We start from the raw sequence: 19,524 nt of genomic DNA, 5'->3' as shown, positions 1-19,524 counted from the left end.
GGCACAACTCGGTCGCGCAGCCGCCGTTCGGACGGGATGTGTTGTCGGGTGCGGGGGTGGACGCAATGGTGATCGCGTCTACCACTGGCGGGTGTCGTAGGAGGGTTGACGGTACTGGTGCCTCATCCGTGCCCGCGCTCCGGCAGCCGTACTGATCAACAGGGAGGTGACGACCAGCCCCACAAGGAGGTTGAGCACGATGGTGGCGATCAACTCGGTACGGGTGCCGATGACGTTCAGGGGGATCACCACGGCGACGACGGTCAGCAACGCCATGATCCAACCGAAGAACACGGTGGCGCTCGGTGTGGTCGCGAGCAGGAAGTGCAGCAGGCCGGTCGCGGCGAGCGCGATGACACCGGCCCCCACCGCGTAGGTGGTGGTGTTGGCATCGCCCCACAGCCCGTCGCCTTCAGGGGCGAAGATCGCCAGGTGCAGTAGCCCACGCGCGATCAGGATCCCCACCTCGGTGAGCAGTCCGGCCACCACGGCTGTCGCGAACCCGCCGCCCCACAGCCGTCCGGCATCGATCTGTGGCCTGTCCCGCTCGGGGTAGCCGTTTGTCACTTGGTCCTCCTCTTTCACGGTCGTTGCTCGCCGAATCCGTCGCCGGGCGCCCGAAGCCACCCGGCGACGTCGTGACACCTCATGGGCCGTCCGGGTATCCACCGCCAACGCGGCCGAAACGGGCGTGCGTTGGCTCGGTGCACCATCAGTAGAGGCACACGACGAGCAGGCACACGGGCGTCGGCGACGATGCGGTTGGCGGTGCGGGGCTCGCCGACGGCGCACCCGCGCCGGAGCCGTCGGTGGACGTGGGCGCGTTCGTCTGCGGAGCCGGCGCGGCAGTGTGGTAGACGGGCGTTGCGTTGGTCGGCGCGGGTGTGGTGCGTGGCAACGGGCTCGTCGCCGTGGGGGGATGCGTAGTGACGGTGGTGTCCGGCTGCGGGCTCATCGTCGGGGCGGGCGTCGCCTGGACGGTGGTGAGCTGCGGTGGACTGGTGGTGACGGGCGAGGACGTATCCGTTCCGCGGTGCTGCGGAACCTGGGTGTCCGGCCGGGCCGTTGATGAGACGGTGGTGTCCGGCCGGACCGACTCCGGCGTTGCCGGCTTCGGCATCGTGGCCGCCTGGGCATGGCCGGTCGAAGGTCCGGACGGCAGCGCGGCGATGGTCAGGCCGCCGCCGACGAGCGCGACGGCCGACGCGACCGCGGCCCGACGCCGGCTCTTCTTCCAACGGGCCATCTGGCGACGCCGGGCCGCCCTCCCCTGGCCCGTGGCGGTGCCCTCGAAGCCGCTGGACGACGCGGCGACCGGCTCGTCGGCGACGGCCGCCTCGGACACCCCGGTACCGAACGGTGCGGGATCGGGCCGATGGGTGCCCGGGTGGGACGCCGGTGCGGGGAACTCGTCCCAGGTCATCGCGGTCGGCGCCGTGCTGTGCGGGCGATGGGCGGGTGGCGCGATGTCCGGGGCGTAGGCGCCGCACCCTGGACACACCAGGGCTCCATTGAGGACCCGACGACACGAGGAGCAGTAGTCCATCTGCGATCTTTCTGTGTTGACTGCGCTGCCAGGGACGCCGGCGACCGGTTGAATCGCACGCGGGATCGAGCGGCCAGCAACGCTAACGGCCACTGCCGAAGGCGGTGCGTAGCCCCTGTGATGCTTTTGGAAAGATTGCTCGCCTGTGATGCGGCGCACTTCACAGGCGCCGTCGCGAGTGGGGGTCGAGACGCCGCTGCGCCGGGATCCGCCCACACACCTCCACACGCCTCCCGAACTGCACAGATGGGACCTTTCAGTAGGAGCGGGACAGTGGTATATTTGGACATTGTCCAAATAGGTAGCGACCTGAAGAGGGCGAATGACAGGCGATCCCGCCCAGGAGACCGTGGCGCGGCTGCGGGAGGCCGGGCTGCGAGTCACTCGCCCGCGCCTCGCGGTGACGGATGCGCTGCGGTCGATGGGCGGGCACCGCACGGCCGACGAGGTGCACGCCCACCTCGGGGAGCACGGCGTCACACTTCCCCGTACCAGCGTCTACAACTCGTTGGTGGTACTGGCCGACCTCGGTGTCGTACTGCGCGCGGACGTCGGCCCCGGCGCGGCCGTCTACGAGTTCGCCGACACCTGGCACCACCACTTCGTCTGCACGAGGTGCGGTCGGGTCAGCGATGTGTCCTGTCTCGTCGGCGCGAAGCCATGCCTCACCGCGGGCGACGACGTGGGTCGGGTCGACGAGGCACAGGTCATCTTCCGCGGGACCTGTCGGCACTGCCTCCACGAGCACGCCTCGAACGCCCCGGGCGAACCACCATCGGCACCGAGCGTCCCCCCGCGCGGTGACCGGTCAGGAGATCCACACGATGAACACCGAGACCCGTCAAACGGATACCCACGACACTGAGACGCACCAGCGGAACGCCCGTACGATCCGGCAGGCGGCCGCACGGTTCCGGGATCTGCTCGGCTCGGAACGGCAGAGCGCGGCCCTGTACCGGGGACTCGCCGCCGGTGCCACCGGAGAACGGCAACAGATCTTCCTGGAACTGGCCTCGGTGGAGGAACGGCACGCCGCCCACTGGGCGGACAAGCTCACCGCCCTCGGCGAGCACGTCCCCGAACCCCGCCGGCCCGGACCGCGTACGAGGTTGCTGTCCTTCCTGGCCCGCCGGTTCTCCGTCGACGCGGTGCTGCCGTTCGTGGAGCGCGCCGAGCACGCCGACGCCGGACTCTACGAAGGCGACCCCGACGCCGCGCCGGGGATGGCGGTCGACGAGCGTTCCCACGCCCGGGTACTGACCCGACTACGCGACCAGGCGCAGGGTGATACCGACGAGGGCGGACGCGGCATCGCCCGGCGTGAGCGCTGGCACCGCGGCGACCGCTCCGGCGCGCTGCGCGCCGCCGTGTTCGGTGTCAACGACGGCCTGGTCTCCAACACCTCCTTGGTCATGGGATTCGCCGGATCCGGTGCGGCGGGCACGACCATCCTGTTCGCCGGAATCGCCGGGCTGCTCGCCGGTGCCTTCTCGATGGCCGCCGGTGAGTACATCTCCATGCGCAGCCAGCGGGAGGCCTACGAGCGCGAGATCGCCCTGGAAGCCGAGGAGTTGCGCGACGACCCCGAGGCCGAGGCCGAAGAGCTCGCGTTGATCTACCGGGCCAAGGGCCTGGGCGTCGACGAGGCCCAGCGCGTCGCCACCACCATCATGAAGGACCACGACACCGCCCTGGACACCATGGCCCGAGAGGAACTCGGGCTCGACCCCGACGAGCTCGGCTCACCGTGGTCGGCGGCGTTCTCCAGCCTCATCGCCTTCGCCCTCGGCGCCGTCGTGGTCGTCCTCCCCTACCTGTTCGGTTCCGGCACCGCCGCGCTCGTCGCCACGGTCGTGCTGGCCGCCACCGCGCTGTTCACCGTCGGCTCCGCCCTCGGAATGCTCAACGGCAGGGCAGTCCTGCGTTCCGGTGCACGCCAGCTCCTCGTCGGTTCAGGCGCCGCTCTGGCCGTCTACTTCATCGGACACGCGGTCGGCACGGGCCAGGTCTGACCGGCCGACCCACCGCACTCCACCAGCGCCCACCCCACCGCATTCGGGGGGGGTGGGCGCCGTCAACTCCTGATGTCTGCAAGGAGGGTTGACGCCTTATTGCTTCACGAGTTAAATCACGACCCGAACTAAGCCATGAAGTAAGTCATACATCTATGGCCGACAGGTGCATGACATTTACTCCCCCCAGCCGAGAGGCCAACCATGGCGACTTCCCCCCACAACCGCCCTCGCCACCCGCGCAGACTCCTCGCAGCGCTCGCCTCGGCAGCCGCGCTGGCCGCCGGATTCCTGTTCGCCGGCCCGACGACCGCCCACGCCACCGGTGAACAGGTCAACATCTGGCTGACCACCACCAGCGACTCGGGCGGCCGCAGCGTCACCCGTGGACTGCAGCAGCAGGCTCCCGTGGCCTTCGCTCCCGGAACCGGCGGCAACGGCCAGACGGTCTCCATCGACGACGGCGCCAAGTACCAGCAGTTCACCGGTGCCGGAGCATCGTTCACGGACACCGCGGCCTGGCTGATGAACAGCAGCGGGGCACTCAGCGCGAGCACCCGCGACGACGTGATGCACAAGCTGTTCGACCCCGGCTCCGGCATCGGGCTGGACTTCCTGCGCAATCCGATGGGCGCCTCCGATCTCGCCCGGTACAACTACACCTTCGACGACATGCCGTCCGGCCAGACCGACCCGAACCTGAACCACTTCTCCATCGGACACGACCTGGCCGACGTGCTTCCGCTGACCAAGCAGGCGCAAGCGCTCAACCCCGATGTGAAGGTCCTGGCGACCCCCTGGACCGCACCGGCCTGGATGAAGGACAACGACGCCATCGACCAGGGCTGGTTGCAGGCGAAGTACTACGCCGCCTACGCGCAGTACTTCGTCAAGTACATCCAGGCCTACCAGGCACAGGGCGTGCACATCGACTACGTGACACCGCAGAACGAGCCCACCTGCTGCTCCGGTTACCCCTCGATGCAGTGGAACGGATCAGGACTGCACTACTTCACCGGCACCGACCTGCTGCCCGCCCTGCACGCGGCGGGACTGAACACCAAGGTCCTCGCGCTGGACTGGAACTGGGACAGCTACGGCTCCTACGGCGCGCCCACGGTCGACGACTCGGCGATACGCGACGACCCGTTGTTCGGCGGCCTCGCCTGGCACGGCTACGGCGGTGATGTCTCCGAGCAGAGCACGGTGCACAACCAGTACCCGGGCACCGACGCGTACGACACCGAGCACTCCGGCGGTACCTGGATCGCCAACCAGCAGCAGGAGGACATGAACAACATCATCGACTACACCCGCAACTGGGGTAAGTCGGTGGTGAAGTGGTCACTGGCGGTGGACCAGAACATGGGCCCGCACAACGGCGGTTGCGGCACCTGCACGGGTCTGATCACCGTGCACAACGGCGACGGCCGCAGCGGGCAGGTCGACTACAACATCGAGTACTACGACATGGGCCAGCTGACGAAGTTCGTGCACCCGGGCGCGTACCGCATCGACTCCACGGCCAACAGCGCCGTGCCCAACGTGGCCTGGCTCAACCCCGACGGCTCCAAGGCACTGATCGCCTACAACAGCAGCGGGTCCGACCAGCCGGTCACCGTCAACTGGGGTGGCCAGACGTTCACGTACACCCTGCCCGCGCAGACCTCGGCGACCTTCACCTGGAGGTGAACAGTGCCCCACACAGCCTCGCGACGTCGGATATCCCCGCCCCGTACCGGCGCCACCCCGTCCGCGGCCGTCCTGCTCGCCCTGGGCTGGACACTGTCCAGCTCGCCCCACGCTCACGGCAACCCGGTGCGGGTGTACAGAACCGGACCGCGGGTTTCGTACTGTCCTTCGGCAGCGCGCCCCAACCGGACGAAGGCCAGGCGGCTGCCGACCGTGTGAACGGCGCGATCACGCAACGCCTGAAGCTCTTCTCGCGCGCCCCCAAGCGCGGCTACTGGCAGGGCGGCCAGTCCGGCAGCGTCCGGATCGGCGTCTTCTTCCTGCCGGGCCCCGACGGCGACACATCCCTGCCCTCCGGCTGCCATTCGTCCGGAGGCTGATGACCGCGGTCGGGTGGATGCGAAGGCCGGGATCGTCACCTCGCCGGGCCCGGCATCGCTCGGCTGCGGGTGACCGGTCGGCGTGGGTGGATGTCGTGCCCGGCCGGGGCCAGACTGGAAGAGACGGATGCACGATACCGCTGCGAAGGGCTGCCGGACGTGCCATCGAAGTGTGTCCTTCCGACGGGCCGCAATCCTGGCTCGCAGGGTGAACCGGCCGCTCCCGTGCCGGGCGGGGCGCGGTGGCCGACGGTACCCGCGGCGGCGCCGCGCACGCTGGTGGACATCCTGGAGTCGACGGTGCGGGCGCACCCCACCGCCCCGGCCCTGGCCGCCGGTGATTCCCCGCTGGACTACCGCACCCTGTTCGCCGAGGTGACCGCGTTCGCCGGCAGGCTGCGTGACATGGGCATCGGCCCTGGGGACCGGGTCGGCGTCCGTGTCGCGTCGGGCACGGCCGAGTTGTACGTGGCGATCCTCGCCGTGCTGTGGGCTGGTGCGGCCTACGTGCCGGTAGACGCCGACGACCCCGACGAGCGGGCCGAGATGATCTGGTCCGAGGCCGGTGTCCGCGCTGTCGTCGGTGCCGGGATGTCCGTCCGCTGTCCCGGTGTGACGGCTGCTGGGCGTCGGCCGGGGCGGCCGTCTCCGGGGGACGACGCGTGGATCATCTTCACGTCCGGCACGACCGGGCAGCCCAAGGGCGTCGCGGTCACCCACCGCTCCGCCGCGGCCCTCGTGGACGCCGAGGCCCGGCTGTTCCTGCGCGCTGAGCCGCTGGGACCGGGTGACCGGGTGCTGGCGGGGCTGTCGGTGGGCTTCGACGCGTCCTGCGAGGAGATGTGGCTGGCGTGGCGGCATGGCGCGTGTCTGGTCCCGGCTCCCCGTTCGCTGGTCCGCGCGGGCACTGACCTCGGGCCCTGGCTGGTGGACCACGGGATCACCGCGATCTCCACGGTTCCCGGTCTCCTGGCGCTGTGGCCGGTCGCCTCGCTTGACCGGGTACGGCTGCTCATCGTCGGCGGTGAGGCATGCCCGGAGGAACTCGTCGACCGCCTGGGCGCGGGGCGGGAGATGTGGAACACCTACGGGCCGACCGAGACCGCGGTGGTCGCCTGCGCCGCCCGGCTGGTGCCCGGCGAGCCGGTGCGCATCGGCAGGCCGCTGGACGGTTGGGAGGTCGCGGTCGTGGACGCCGAGGGGCGGCCGGTGCCGTGGGGCGCGACCGGCGAACTGGTGATCGCCGGGGTGGGGACCGCGCGGTACCTCGACGGCGTCCGGGACGCGGAGGCGTTCCGTACCCACCCGGCGCTGCCTGGTCAGCGCGTCTACCGCAGTGGTGACCTGGTGCGTGCCGATCCGCAGGGCCTGGCCTTCGTCGGCCGCGCCGACGACCAGGTCAAGATCGCTGGGCGGCGGGTTGAGCTGGGCGAGATCGACACCGCGCTGCGGGCACTGCCGGGGGTGAGGGCCGCCGCCGCGGCCGTACACAGCACCGCGGCAGCGGGCCAGGTGCTGGTCGGATACGTCGTGCCCGACGAGTCGGTGGCCGATGGCCGCTCCCGCTTCGACGTGGCGGCCGCCCGCCATCATCTGCGCGGCAGGCTCCCGCCACCGCTGGTCCCCCGGATCGCCGTCATCCAAGAACTGCCCACGAGCACCTCGGGCAAGATCGACCGCCGGGCACTGCCCTGGCCGCTGCCGCCACCGGCCGAAGCCGGGGTGAAGGACGCCGACTTGGGCGGCACGACGGGGTGGCTCGCGGGCCACTGGCGACGGCTGCTGGCCGTGCCGGTGACCGCGGGATCCGACTTCTTCGCGCTCGGCGGTAGCAGCCTCGCCGCGGCGCGGCTGGTCTCGGCGCTGCGTGAGCGGTTCCCGGACGTCTCCGTCACCGACGTCTACCGCTGCCCGACCCTGTGCGCCCTGGCCGAACGGCTTGACACGCTCGGCCAGCGGCACCGGGCAGACCGTGTCGTACGGCCGACCCCGCGCCGTGCCGGTGTGGTCCAAGCCCTTGTCCTGGTCGCCTTGTTCACCGTCGTCGGACTGCGTTGGCTGCTCGCCCTCGCCACCCTCGACAACGTGACGGGCCCGCCGCCGGGCATCCCGCGGCTGTCGTGGTGGGTGGTCCTCGGCGGATGGCTGGCGCTCTGCAGCGCTCCGTCGCGGCTGGGCATCTGCGCGGGGGTGGCCCGCCTGCTCACCCGGGGTGTGCGGCCCGGCGCGTACCCGCGGGGTTGCTCGGTGCATCTGCGGCTGTGGGCGGCCGAGCGGACGGTGATGACGCTCGGCATGCCGAACCTGCTCGGCACCCCCTGGGCGACGCTGTTCGCACGGGCCGTGGGCTGTACGGTCGGCCGCGATGTGGCCCTGCACGCGCTACCGCCGGTCACCGGGCTGGCCGCGTTCGGTGACGGCTGCGCCGTGGAGCCGGAGGCCGACATCACCGGGTGGTGGCTGGACGGCGATGTGCTCCACCTCGGCGCTGTGCGCATCGGCGCGGACGCCCGCGTCGGCACCCGCGCGATGCTGCTGCCCGGGGCGCTCGTCGAACAGCGCGCGCACATCGCGCCGGGTGCCTGTGTCACCGGCACGGTGGTGCCCGGCCAGGTGTGGAGCGGTACGCCAGCCCGGCCCACGGGCGAGGTCGACGGGGCGGTGTTCCGTCAACACCGTGAACGCCCGACGGGCCGCGGATGGTGGCCCACGGCTTACGCCACCGCCGCGCTCGGCTTCGACATCCTGCCCCTGCTCGCCCTGCTGCCCGCCTTCATCCTGTTCGACAGCGCCAGCGGCACCGGCCTGACTCCGGGCGTCCTCGTCCAAGAGCTGCCGTGGGCGGTGCCGGTCGGGACGCTGCTGACCGTGCTGAGCTACGCGGCACTGGTGGCGGTCATCGTCCGCCTGGCCGGTGCGGCGCTCACACCCGGATCTCATCCGGTGTCCGGCCGGGTGGCCTGGTGTGCGTGGGTGACGTCACGGTTGATGGACCAGGCCCGTAGGCTGCTCTTCCCCCTTTACGCCAGTCTCCTCACCCCCCTGTGGCTCAGGCTCTGCGGCGCGAAGGTGGGCCACCGAGCGGAGGTGTCCACCGCCTTGACGCTGCCCCGGCTCACCAGCGTCGAGCGCGGCGCGTTCCTCGCGGACGACACGCTGCTCGCCCCGTACGAACTGCACGGCCCGTGGCTGCGCTTGGGGCGATCCGCGGTCGGACGGCGGGCGTTCGTCGGCAACTCCGGCATCGTCGGGCCAGGCCGTGCGCTGCCCGACCACGCCCTGATCGGCGTCCTGTCCGACGCACCCGCACACCTTGATCCCGGCACGTCCTGGCTGGGGCGCCCCGGCTTCAGCGTGCCGCGCCGCCCCGACCACGTCGACCCACGCCGCACCTTCCAGCCGCCCATGCACCTGGTGGTCGCCCGCGCCGCGATCGAACTGTGCCGTGCAGTCCCCCTGTTGTGCGGCGCCGTCCTCGCCGACGCGGTGTTCCTGGCCCTGGAGGAACTGGTCAGCGCCTTCGGTTGGACGGCGGCCATCGCCCTGGTCGGCCCGCTGCTGCTGGCCGGTGGTGTGATCGCGTCGTTGGTCACCACCGCGGCGAAGTGGGTGCTGGTCGGGCGCTTCACACCGTGCCAACACCCGCTGTGGAGCTCGTTCGTGTGGCGCAACGAGTTGTACGACACCTTCGTCGAGACGCTGGCCAGCCCCTGGTTCGGCCACCATCTGGTCGGCACGCCGTTGCTGAACGTCTGGCTGCGCACGCTGGGCGCACACATCGGACGAGGTGTGTGGTGCGACAGCCACTGGTTGCCGGAGCCCGATCTGGTCCGGCTCGGGGACGGGGCGAGCGTCAACCGCGGCTGCGTGCTGCAAACGCACCTGTTCCACGACCGCCTGATGCGGGTCGACGCGGTCCAGCTGCGGCCGGGAGCAACCCTCGGGCCGCACTCCATCGCCCTCCCCGGCGCGGTGATCGGCGACGGCGCCGCAGTCGGCCCCTCGTCCCTGGTGATGGGCGGCGAACATGTCCCGGCGGGCACCCGCTGGCTCGGCAACCCGGTGGCCCGCTGGACGCCCGGCGCCGTCGCCCGCTGTGCGATGCGCCTCCCCTCGGCGGACGGCGGCCGTCAGGGCTCAAGGCAGTGTCGGCGCGGCACCAGGCGGCTGCGCTCAGGAGCGGGATCGGCGTCCCGCTGACGACTGTGGATCCGGCTCATGGGTCGCGGTTGCCCTCCGCGTCGACTGATCGTCCATCGTTGCCGGCCATGGCTTCACCCAACGGTGCGAGAACGCGGTGTCGTGCGTGCCGGTGCCGCAGCCGTGGTCGCGTAGGCGCCCGCGGTGCCGGCGACCAGCTCGGCGTCCGGTCGGGTGCGCGCCCTCGACAAGCCGCGCGTGGACTTCAGCGGGAGACTGCTGACATGGGTCACCGCCGCTGTGCGGGCGGCGGTCCACGAGGACGGCTGCCAGGGCCGGCGAAAGGGGCTGTGGTGTCTCCACCTCTCGTGCTCGACGAAGACGATGCCGTCGAACTCCTCGCCTACCTGGTGACCGCCGCCCGCACCCAGATGGACGAGGCGGCCGAGTACGCGCCGATGCGCCTGCTCACGGCGGCAGGCCGGCTGGCCGAGATGATCGCGCCCAGGGCAGGCACCGGACTGCGGCCGCTCTTGCTCGACGTTCGCAAGGGGTTCTCCGAGACGGCCGTCAAAGCCGGTGACCCCGGCGGATACGTCGAGCGACTCGACGCACTGTGCCGGTCCGTGGCCGCGCATCTGGTCACCTCACTCGACCTGGACGGATCTGCCTCGTGAACGACCCCGTGCTCCAGGCGATCCGCTCCCGCCGCGTCGTACGGGCCATGACGCGGGACCCCGTCCAGCAGGATCAGCTCAAGACCGTGCTCGACAGCGCACGCTACGCACCCCACGCCGGAAACCGGCGGCTACACCGGTACGTCGCCGTCACCCGTCCCCGGATCCTGCGCGCTCTGCGGATGGTCTCGCCGGGGATGCTCCAACGCCCCGCGGCCGCGGTCGTCGTCTGCGTCGACTGGGCTCGGGTCGAGAGCTACGGCTTCCACCCGGCCAGCCCCGGCCCCTACATCGACGTGGGCACCGCCGCGGCGACGATGCTGCTCGCGGCGCACGGCATCGGACTGGCCGCCGGACCGGTCACGTCCTTCAGCCGGACCGCGGCGGCCACGATTCTCAACCTCCCGGAGGGCCTGCGTCCAGAGTTGATCGTCTGCCTGGGCCACCCTGCCGCCGAGCAGCCACCCGCCGTACGCCGTCAGAACGGTCCCGCGTGGGAGGACCTCATCCAATGGGACCGGGGCTGAGTCCGGTCCACTTGACCGGCACCCCGCCTCGACGACGGCCGTCATCAACTCGCCCGCCGGCCGCACCGGTCGCGGTGCGCGTGCTGCCGCCGCCGGCGATGGAAGGCCGACAGGGCGACCGGCCGATGACGTTCCCGCGACGATCGGCCGAGGCTGATCGGTGGAAGGGCATGTCGACCGGTGATGGGCCTGCCCGGGGGAAGCGCCACGGGTAGGGCGTGCGCAAATCTTGGTGGCAGGTGGGGGGCAGGACTGACCCGGGGGAAGGACTGCCCCCCACCCGCGGCCGGGAGCCGCGTCAGCGTCGCGTGTAGCGGGCGGCCGCGCGTATCGCCGGGCGGCGGCGTGGAATCCGGTCCGCGGGGAGCGACGGGCGGTCACCACCGCGGCCGCCGCGTCAGGCCCGAATCCCACCGCGACGGTCCCCTTGGTGCGCGAGCGGCCGTCCATACGGAGCCGCCCCAACTGCACGACGTTTCCGGGACCCGCCGTGGCGTGACGACGCGCCATTCGGCCGTGGTTGTGGGAGAGCTGCGTCCATCCGTCGTTGACGCCGAGATAGCCCACCGCCGACTCCGCGAACCCGCCGTCGGCGAGCAGTGCGCTCCCGCAGTGCGCGTCTTCCGCGGCGAAACGTTGATCACCGTCCAACCGTCCCCCCTGCTCACTTGAGACGCGAAGCACAGGCTCCAATGGCATCAGTGGAGGCGTCAAGGGCCCAGTGTGGTTCACGATTTGAACGACCGCGTTGGGACGTCTGGTGCGTCGACACGAAAGGTTGTCAGCCAGATTCGCCAGTCCGGAGCGCGACAACAAGCGGCGGGGGTGATTCCTGGATCAGCGGGTCGAGTTCCTGGCGGCGGGTACCGAGGAGTGCGGCAGGGGCACAGTGATGCGGATCCGGGTCCCGTCGTCGGTCGGCAGGTGTTCCATACGGCCGCCTGCGGCTTCGACCCGTACGCGCTGGGAGGCCGACCCTATGTGGCCTGCGCTCAGCCGTTGGCGCAGATGTGCCCGGTCCGTGCCCACACCGTCATCGGTGACTGTCAGACGAAGTGTCCCGGTGTCGCAGACAAGGGTGACATGGGCATGCGTGGCACCGGAGTGGCGTACCACGTTGTCCAGTAGCTCCTGGGCCGCGCAGTACACCAACAGGTCGTGCCTGGTGGGTCCGGGTTTTGACGTGCGCGGGATCTTTGCTTCCCAGCGTTTCGCAGCGGAACGGATGGAGCCCCATTGCGTTACAGCGTGGCACTGCACCCTTTGTCGACGGACTCCTAATGTCTCGGTCTACAGGTGGCGCAGCCGCCTGGAAATCGCCGAGCTCCCCGAGGAGACGATCGATGAGCCGAGTGGTTCGAGCAGCGCTGTTCCAGACCGCCTGGACCGGCAGCACCGACACGATGATCGATGCCCATGAGAGGGCGGCCCGTGAAGCGGCCACTCAGGGTGCGCAGATCATCGGCTTCCAGGAGGTGTTCAACGCGCCGTACTTCTGCCAGGTACAGGAAGCGGAGCACTACCGGTGGGCCGAGTCGGTGCCGGAGGGCCCCACGGTCGTACGGATGCAGGCCCTGGCCAGGGAACTTGGCATGGTGATCGTGGTGCCGGTGTACGAGGTGGAGCGGCCGGGCTTCTGCTACAACACCGCCGCCGTGATCGACGCGGACGGCTCCTACCTGGGCAAGTACCGCAAGCATCACATCCCGCAGGTGAAGGGCTTCTGGGAGAAGTACTACTTCAAGCCCGGAAACCTCGGCTGGCCGGTGTTCGACACGGCGGTGGGGAAGGTGGGGGTGTACATCTGCTACGACCGGCACTTCCCGGAGGGCTGGCGGGCCCTGGGCCTGTCCGGCGCGGAGATCGTCTACAACCCCTCCGCCACCAGCCGCGGACTGTCCGCCTACCTCTGGCAGTTGGAGCAGCCCGCCGCCGCGGTGGCGAACGAGTACTTCGTCGCGGCGATCAACCGGGTCGGTGCGGAGGAGTACGGCGACAACGACTTCTACGGCACCTCGTACTTCGTCGACCCGCGCGGTCAGTTCGTCGGCGACGTCGCGTCGGACAAGGAGGAGGAGTTGGTCGTCCGCGACCTGGACATGGGTCTGATCGACGAGGTCCGGCAGCAGTGGGCCTTCTACCGCGACCGCCGCCCCGAGGCGTACGGCCCGCTGACCGAGGCCTGAGCCGGAAGCAGCAGAGGAACGAGGAGAGACCGTGACCCGTACCGTCATACGTGGTGGGCTTGTCATCACCGCCGCCGAAGAGGTCTGGGCGGATGTCCTGATCGAGGGTGAGCGGGTCGTCGCGCTGGCCGCCACGGGCAGTGCCCTGACGCAGAGTTGGACGGCGGACACCGTCATCGACGCCGCAGGGCAGTACGTCATCCCGGGCGGGGTGGACGCGCACACCCACATGGAGATGCCGTTCGGCGGCACGTCCGCCTCCGACACCTTCGAGACCGGTACGCGCGCGGCGGCCTGGGGCGGCACCACCACCATCGTCGACTTCGCGGTGCAAAGCGTCGGCCGGTCGCTGCGCGAAGGCCTCGACGCCTGGCACGCCAAGGCCGACGGCCGGTGCGCCATCGACTACGGCTTCCACATGATCCTCGCCGATGTCACCGAGGACTCGCTCAAGGAGATGGACCTGCTCGTCGAGGAGGGAGTCACCTCCTTCAAGCTGTTCATGGCGTATCCAGGCGTGTTCTACAGCGATGACGGGAAGATCCTGCGGGCCATGCAGCGGTGCGCGGACAACGGCGGGCTCACCATGATGCACGCGGAGAACGGCATCGCCATCGATGTGCTGGTGGAACAGGCACTCGCCGCCGGTCACACCGATCCGCGCTACCACGGTGAGGTACGCAAGGCCCTGCTGGAGGCCGAGGCCACACACCGTGCCATCCAGCTCTCCCGGGTGGCCGGATCGCCGCTGTACGTGGTGCACGTCTCCGCCGAGGAGGCCGTCGCCGAGCTCGCGCAGGCCCGTGACAAGGGACTGAACGTCTTCGGCGAGACCTGCCCGCAGTACCTCTTCCTGTCCACCGACGAGCTCGCCGAGCCGGACTTCGAGGGCGCCAAGTACGTCTGCTCCACACCGCTGCGCCCGCGCGAGCACCAGGCCGCCCTGTGGCGGGGGCTGCGCACCAACGACCTGTCGGTGGTCTCCACCGACCACTGCCCGTTCTGTTTCACCGGCCAGAAGGAACTGGGCCGCGGTGACTTCTCCAGGATCCCCAACGGTCTGCCGGGCGTGGAGAACCGGATGGACCTGCTGCACCAGGCCGTCGTCGACGGACACATCTCACGCCGCCGCTGGATAGAGCTCGCCTGTGCCACCCCGGCCAGGATGTTCGGCCTCTACCCGCGCAAGGGCACCATCGCCCCCGGCGCCGACGCGGACATCGTCATCTACGATCCGCACGCCGAGCAGGTCATCTCCGCCGATACCCACCACATGAACGTCGACTACTCGGCGTACGAGGGCGAGCGCGTCACCGGCAAGGCCCGCACCGTACTGTCCCGCGGCACCGTCGTGGTGGACGGCGAGCGGTACCTCGGCCGCCCGGGCCACGGCCGCTACCAGTCCCGCACCACCTGTCAGTACCTCATCTGACCCGCCACCACCAGCCAGCACCAACGAAAGGTGAACGCCGTGGACTTCGGCCTCGTGCTCCAGACCGACCCGCCCGCGCGGTTGCTCGTGGAGCGCATGACGCGCGCCGAGGGCGCGGGCTTCAGCTACGGCTGGACCTTCGACTCGGTTGTGCTGTGGCAGGAACCCTTCGTCGTCTACAGCCAGATCCTCGCTCAGACCGAGCGTCTGATCGTCGGTCCGATGGTCACCAACCCGGCCACCCGCACCTGGGAGGTGACCGCCTCCCTGTTCGCCACCCTCAACGACATGTTCGGCAACCGTACGGTCTGCGGTATCGGCCGCGGTGACTCGGCCATGCGGGTCGCCGGGCGCAAGCCCGCCACGCTCGACCGGCTCAGCCGGGCGATGCACGCCATCAAAGAGCTCGCCGAGGGCCGCGAGGCCGAGGTCGACGGCACCGCCATGCGCTTCCCCTGGGTCTCGGAAGGCGCCGCACTGCCGATCTGGATGGGCGCCTACGGCCCCAGGGCGCTGGCCCTCACGGGTCGCCAGGCGGATGGCTTCATCCTCCAACTCGCCGACCCCTATCTGACGGAGTGGATGGTCAAGGCGGTCCGCCAGGCCGCCGTCGAAGCGGGCCGCGATCCCGCCGAGGTCACCATCTGCGTCGCCGCCCCCGCGTACGTCACGGCCGACGACTCGCCCGAGGCGCTCGCCCATGCGCGGGAGCAGTGCCGCTGGTTCGGTGGCATGGTGGGCAACCACGTCGCCGACCTGGTCTCCCACTACGGCGAGCACTCGGAGATGGTGCCGGAGGCGCTGACCGACTACATCAAGGACCGCCAAGGGTACGACTACCGCCACCACGGCCGCAGCGGCAATCCCGACACGGCGTTCGTCCCCGACGCGATCGTGGACCGCTTCTGCCTCATCGGCCCGGTCGAGGCGCACATCGAGAAGCTGGAGCACCTTCGCTCCCTGGGAGTTGACCAGTTCGCGGTCTACGCCATGCACGACGCCATCGAATCCACCGTCGACGCCTACGGAAAGAGCGTCATACCGGCGCTGGCCTGACGCCTCGCCAGCTCTACCCGCACTACGCGACAATGCTTCGTACGTCCGTCCGGCCCCGACGCCGCGGCCGCCGGTCCTCCTGTCCCCTCTCCCCCGCGACGACCGCGAACCGAGGTGGCCGTACATGTCCGCAGCCGCACAGCCAACGTCCCAGACAGCCCACCCCGACGGACGGATCGAACTGCCCGCCGGGCTCACCCTGACCGACCCCCGGTTCGCCAACGAGGACCTCAAACCGGTCCCGGTGGCGAACCGGCGCTGGACCACCTACAACTTCCTCGCCCTGTGGGTCGGTATGGCCCACAACATTCCGTCCTGGACCCTCGCCTCCGGCCTGGTCGCGCTGGGCATGGACTGGAAGCAGGCCGTCCTCACCATCGCCCTGGCCAATGTGATCGTGCTGGCGCCGATGCTGCTCACCGGCCACGCGGGCACCCGCTACGGAATACCGTTCCCGGTCTTCGCCCGCGCCTCCTTCGGGCTGCGCGGCGCGAACCTTCCCGCCCTGGTACGAGCCCTTGTCGCGTGTGCCTGGTTCGGCATCCAGTCCTGGATCGGCGGCGAGGGCATCTTCCTGCTCTCCGGCAAGCTGCTCGGCCACGGTTGGCAGAACGCATCGCCGATCGGCGGCTATCCGTGGACCCAGTGGCTGTCCTTCTTCCTCTTCTGGGCGATCGAACTCGCCGTCATAGCCCGCGGTATGGAGACCCTGCGGCGCATCGAGAACTGGGCAGCGCCGTTCGTGATCGCGGGTGCCCTCGCGCTGCTGGTGTGGATCTCGGTCAAGGCCGGCGGCTTCGGTCCGCTGCTCTCCCAGCCCACCAAGCTCGGTTGGGGCAGCGGCTTCTGGAAGGTCTTCTTCCCCTCCTTGATGGGAATGATCGGCTTCTGGTCGACCCTCTCCCTCAACATTCCCGACTTCACTCGCTTCGGCGGCAGTCAACGTGCGCAGATCCGCGGCCAGGCGCTCGGGTTGCCCACCACCATGACGCTGTTCGCGCTGCTCTCGGTGCTGGTCACCTCCGGCTCGCAGGCCGTCTACGGCACACCGATCTGGGACCCGATCGCGCTGGCCGCCAAGATGGACAGCGTCGCGGGCGTTCTGCTCGCACTGCTGACGGTGCTGATCGCCACCCTCTCGGTGAACATCGCCGCCAACGTCGTCAGTCCCGCCTACGACCTCGCCAACCTCTGGCCGAAACTCATCAACTTCCGTACCGGAGCGCTCATCACCTGCGTCGTCGGCGTCGCCATCTTCCCGTGGAAGCTGGTCTCCAACCCGCACATCTACATCTTCACCTGGCTGGGAGTGGTCGGGGGCCTGCTGGGCACCGTGGCCGGTGTCCTCATCGCCGACTACTGGATCCTGAGGCGCACCCACCTCCAACTGGCCGAGCTCTACCGCCCCGAAGGCCGGTACTGGTACAGCGGTGGCTGGAACTGGCGTGCCGTCGCCGCCTTCGTCGTCGGTGGTGTGCTGGCGGTCGGCGGCTCGTACTCGACGGTCGACGCCAAGGGCGTCAAACAGGGTCCGTTCCCGACCGACGGGCTCATCCCCTTCCTCAAGCCGCTGGCCGACTACGGCTGGGCGGTCGGCGTCGCCTCCGCCCTCGTGCTCTACGTCATCCTGACCCGGGCGGCCCCCGCCGTCCGGAGCGTCGACGCGGCGGAGCCGGTGGCGGCCCCGCTCACCGGGGACACGGTGGCCTGACCGCGCCCGGGGCCGGTGACCGCGGCAGCGCGACCGCCGCGGTCACCGGCCCCCCGGATCAGCGGGCGGATTCCAGGCCCGCGGCACGCTGTGCCTCATGGGCGAGCAGGGCGACGTAGAGCGACGTCAGCTGCTCCCAGTCGTCCAGGTCGGTCCCGAGGAGGGACTCGATGCTCTGCAGCCGCCGGTAGAGCGCGGGACGGCTGACGTGCTGCACCTGGGCCGCCAGCGTCTTGTTCCGGCCGGTCCGCAGATAGGTCCGCAGCACGTCGAGCAGTTGCTGGTTGTCGAGCAGCGGGCCGAGTTCGCGTTCGATGAAGGCCTGCAACTCCGGCTCGTTGCGCAGCAGTCGTACCAGTCCGCGCAGCCGTACGTCCCGTAGCCGGGCCACCGGGCCCGCCGGAGGGCTGGCCACCGCGGCGTCCGCGACGTGCACCGCCTCGACGAAGGACCTGCGCACCTCGTCGAGTGCCGGGCAGCCGAAGCCCGCACCGACCACGACCGTCCTGCCGCGCGCCGCGACCCTCTCATGCAGCTGCACCGCGACCCGGCGCACCGCCGCGTCGGCGTCATGGTCGCCCGGGATGCTCAACAGGACGGCGGTCCCGTCGGCGCCGACACGCGCGACCAGCCCGGCCGTCGCCTCTTCGGCGAGGATCCGGTCGATCGTCTCCGGCAGTTCGTCCCGGCCCGCCTCGTCACCAGCGGCGGCCGGGGCGTTGCCGAGCCATCGGACCACCATGGGCACGAAGGTGCGCCGGTTGACCGGCAGTCCTGCGGCCCGCACGCGGGGCAGCAACTGCTCCGGCCGGACCATGCCCGAGGCCAGATCGGTGAGCAGCGACTCCGCCGCCTGGTCCTCCCAGCCCCGGTCGCGGTCGCCGAGGAGCCGGTGCATCGCCAGGGCCTCGGCCGCACGGTGGCCGAGCACCTGACCGAACTCGGCGGAGCCCTGGTATCCGAAGAGCAGCAGTCGCCCCCACTGCCGACCGCGTGCTTCCAGCGCCGCGACGATCCAGCCGTCGGGGCCCACCGTGACCGGTCCGCTGCCGACCAGAGCGACGACCTGCCGGGACACCCGGTCCCAGTCGCGCAACAGCTCGCTGAGCGCCCCTCGGTCACCGGCCGTGGCGAGCACCCGGTGCGCCAGGTTGACCATCACCGCGGGGCATCCGCTGTAGGAGGCGATCTCGTCCAGCAGCTGCTGCAGCGAGGCTCCCGAGAGGTTCAGCGTGGTGAGCGAGGAGGTGATCCGCTCCGAGAGGTTGAGCGCGGCGAACCGTCCGTGCACCAAGCGGGCGTGCACTTCCTCGGTGAGCCGCGCGAAGGGCGCCGGATGGTGCAGCACGATCAGCGGCACCCCGCACCGTTCCGCGGCCCGGCGCATCGCCTCCGGGGTGGTCCGGAAGGCCCGGCCCAGTCCCAGCACGACCGCCGCCGCCTCCACACGGCGCATGGACTCGATGTACTCGACCTGGGTGCGGTCGTCGCCGGCGAGCAGCAGACCGGTGGTCAGTACCATCTCGCCGCCGGTCAGCATCACTCCCACGTCGGTCGCCTCGGCGACGTGCAACCAGCGCACCGGGCGGTCCAGATGCCGGGCCCCGGCCACCACCTCCGCTCCCCAGGACGCCACCAGCTCCAGTTCGAGGACATCCCTCACGGTGAGCCGCACTCCGGTGCTCTGCGGCCGGGTGGTCGCCATCTCGTCGCTCAATGCGGTCGACCTCGCAGGTGTTCTCGGGCCGAAACCGGGCGGGGAACGCCGTCTGCCGCTGGTCCGCCTGCCCCTAGTGCCGTTGGTTGCCGGAGTGTATGCCCCTGCCGCCGTCGCCCCAACCCCGGGCGGACCAGTGATCGTCGATCACCGGCGGACGGCAGTGTGGGTCCGTTCAACCTGTGTAGCTGTGACGACACTTCACATTGCCGCGGTTACACACCTTGACCGCGGATTGACACGGCGAGAAGGTCTGTACCAGCACTTGGCAGGCTTGTCCGGAGCGCGTCAACCCACCCTGCTCACCGCTCGAACCGCGCGTGGAGCGGGCAGCCGCCGCCCCTGACAGGTCACTTCGACGGAGCCCCTTCGCAGCAGGCCGACCCCCTCCCGGGAGGACAGCTTGAGACCCCACCCCTCGACGCACAGCGGTCAACCGCCGTTGCGC

14 protein-coding genes and 2 pseudogenes are annotated in these 19,524 nt (G+C 70.4%); 11 read left to right on the top strand and 5 right to left on the bottom strand.

Annotation, left to right across the window (positions count from 1 at the left end; all coding sequences use genetic code 11):
- Positions 1-78 precede the first annotated feature (78 nt).
- Positions 79-567: a DUF6069 family protein gene (locus tag P2L57_RS05435; protein WP_275809008.1), complete on the bottom strand. Its 489-nt coding sequence runs from the start codon at positions 565-567 to the stop codon at positions 79-81.
- 145 nt (positions 568-712) lie between these two features.
- Positions 713-1,546 (bottom strand): SCO2400 family protein, encoded by an 834-nt coding sequence (locus P2L57_RS05430; protein WP_303655928.1) that lies wholly within the window; start codon positions 1,544-1,546, stop codon positions 713-715.
- Positions 1,547-1,868: 322 nt separating this feature from the next.
- Between P2L57_RS05430 and P2L57_RS05425 the strand changes: the two genes are divergently transcribed.
- From P2L57_RS05425 to P2L57_RS40120, 7 genes and pseudogenes are all read left to right on the top strand, one after another.
- Positions 1,869-2,411, top strand: a complete 543-nt coding sequence (locus tag P2L57_RS05425; protein WP_275809002.1) for a Fur family transcriptional regulator — start codon at positions 1,869-1,871, stop codon at positions 2,409-2,411.
- Positions 2,371-3,558 carry a VIT1/CCC1 transporter family protein gene (locus tag P2L57_RS05420; protein ID WP_275808999.1) on the top strand — a complete coding sequence of 396 codons (1,188 nt, stop codon included), beginning with the start codon at positions 2,371-2,373 and terminating at the stop codon, positions 3,556-3,558. The genes P2L57_RS05425 and P2L57_RS05420 overlap by 41 nt, the downstream gene beginning before the upstream one ends.
- A gap of 204 nt (positions 3,559-3,762) precedes the next feature.
- A pseudogene (locus P2L57_RS05415) lies at positions 3,763-5,244 on the top strand (glycoside hydrolase family 30 protein); the annotation flags it as partial.
- A gap of 2 nt (positions 5,245-5,246) precedes the next feature.
- On the top strand, positions 5,247-5,630 hold the full coding sequence (locus P2L57_RS05410) for a hypothetical protein (RefSeq protein ID WP_275808993.1): 384 nt from the start codon (positions 5,247-5,249) through the stop codon (positions 5,628-5,630).
- Between the two features lie 225 nt (positions 5,631-5,855).
- Complete coding sequence (locus P2L57_RS05405) at positions 5,856-9,830, top strand: Pls/PosA family non-ribosomal peptide synthetase (protein WP_275808990.1); 3,975 nt, start codon at positions 5,856-5,858, stop codon at positions 9,828-9,830.
- A gap of 293 nt (positions 9,831-10,123) precedes the next feature.
- On the top strand, positions 10,124-10,447 hold the full coding sequence (locus P2L57_RS05400; RefSeq protein WP_275808987.1) for a DUF6092 family protein: 324 nt from the start codon (positions 10,124-10,126) through the stop codon (positions 10,445-10,447).
- Entirely contained in the window at positions 10,444-10,974 is a 531-nt protein-coding gene (locus P2L57_RS40120; RefSeq protein WP_275808983.1) for a nitroreductase family protein, read from the top strand. The genes P2L57_RS05400 and P2L57_RS40120 overlap by 4 nt, the downstream gene beginning before the upstream one ends.
- 333 nt (positions 10,975-11,307) lie before the next feature.
- On the opposite strand, the pseudogene P2L57_RS40565 reads toward P2L57_RS40120, so the two are convergent.
- Together P2L57_RS40565 and P2L57_RS05390 are read right to left on the bottom strand one after the other, a co-directional pair.
- A pseudogene (locus P2L57_RS40565) lies at positions 11,308-11,673 on the bottom strand (hypothetical protein); the annotation flags it as partial.
- 138 nt (positions 11,674-11,811) lie between these two features.
- Complete coding sequence (locus P2L57_RS05390; RefSeq protein ID WP_275808980.1) at positions 11,812-12,123, bottom strand: sensor histidine kinase; 312 nt, start codon at positions 12,121-12,123, stop codon at positions 11,812-11,814.
- A 194-nt stretch (positions 12,124-12,317) separates the two neighbouring features.
- Here P2L57_RS05390 and P2L57_RS05385 point away from each other — a divergent pair, with 194 nt between their 5' ends.
- The 4 genes from P2L57_RS05385 (at position 12,318) to P2L57_RS05370 (ending at position 17,359) form a co-directional block, all read left to right on the top strand.
- Complete coding sequence (locus P2L57_RS05385; RefSeq protein WP_275808977.1) at positions 12,318-13,160, top strand: nitrilase-related carbon-nitrogen hydrolase; 843 nt, start codon at positions 12,318-12,320, stop codon at positions 13,158-13,160.
- 31 nt (positions 13,161-13,191) lie between these two features.
- Positions 13,192-14,592 (top strand): dihydropyrimidinase, encoded by a 1,401-nt coding sequence (gene hydA / locus P2L57_RS05380; RefSeq protein WP_275808973.1) that lies wholly within the window; start codon positions 13,192-13,194, stop codon positions 14,590-14,592.
- 39 nt (positions 14,593-14,631) lie between these two features.
- Entirely contained in the window at positions 14,632-15,648 is a 1,017-nt protein-coding gene (locus P2L57_RS05375; protein ID WP_275808971.1) for a TIGR03842 family LLM class F420-dependent oxidoreductase, read from the top strand.
- Between the two features lie 124 nt (positions 15,649-15,772).
- Entirely contained in the window at positions 15,773-17,359 is a 1,587-nt protein-coding gene (locus P2L57_RS05370; RefSeq protein ID WP_275808967.1) for an NCS1 family nucleobase:cation symporter-1, read from the top strand.
- A gap of 58 nt (positions 17,360-17,417) precedes the next feature.
- Here P2L57_RS05370 and P2L57_RS05365 read toward each other — a convergent pair whose 3' ends face one another.
- On the bottom strand, positions 17,418-19,064 hold the full coding sequence (locus P2L57_RS05365; protein WP_275809214.1) for a PucR family transcriptional regulator: 1,647 nt from the start codon (positions 19,062-19,064) through the stop codon (positions 17,418-17,420).
- Between the last annotated feature and the right edge of the window lie 460 nt (positions 19,065-19,524).

Origin of the sequence: Streptantibioticus ferralitis (assembly GCF_029223525.1) — a bacterium.
GTDB lineage: Bacteria > Actinomycetota > Actinomycetes > Streptomycetales > Streptomycetaceae > Streptantibioticus_A > Streptantibioticus_A ferralitis.
Note: the sequence above shows the minus strand (reverse complement) of the source record. Positions and strands in the feature narration are given on the sequence as shown.

Bases quoted from the DNA above. Each gene is read 5' to 3' on its own strand.
- P2L57_RS05430 (WP_303655928.1), bottom strand. From the start codon at position 1,546: ATGGACTACTGCTCCTCGTGTCGTCGGGTCCTCAATGGAGCCCTGGTG.
- P2L57_RS05425 (WP_275809002.1), top strand. From the start codon at position 1,869: ATGACAGGCGATCCCGCCCAGGAGACCGTGGCGCGGCTGCGGGAGGCC.
- P2L57_RS05420 (WP_275808999.1), top strand. From the start codon at position 2,371: ATGAACACCGAGACCCGTCAAACGGATACCCACGACACTGAGACGCAC.
- P2L57_RS05385 (WP_275808977.1), top strand. From the start codon at position 12,318: ATGAGCCGAGTGGTTCGAGCAGCGCTGTTCCAGACCGCCTGGACCGGC.
- P2L57_RS05370 (WP_275808967.1), top strand. From the start codon at position 15,773: ATGTCCGCAGCCGCACAGCCAACGTCCCAGACAGCCCACCCCGACGGA.
- P2L57_RS05365 (WP_275809214.1), bottom strand. From the start codon at position 19,064: ATGGCGACCACCCGGCCGCAGAGCACCGGAGTGCGGCTCACCGTGAGG.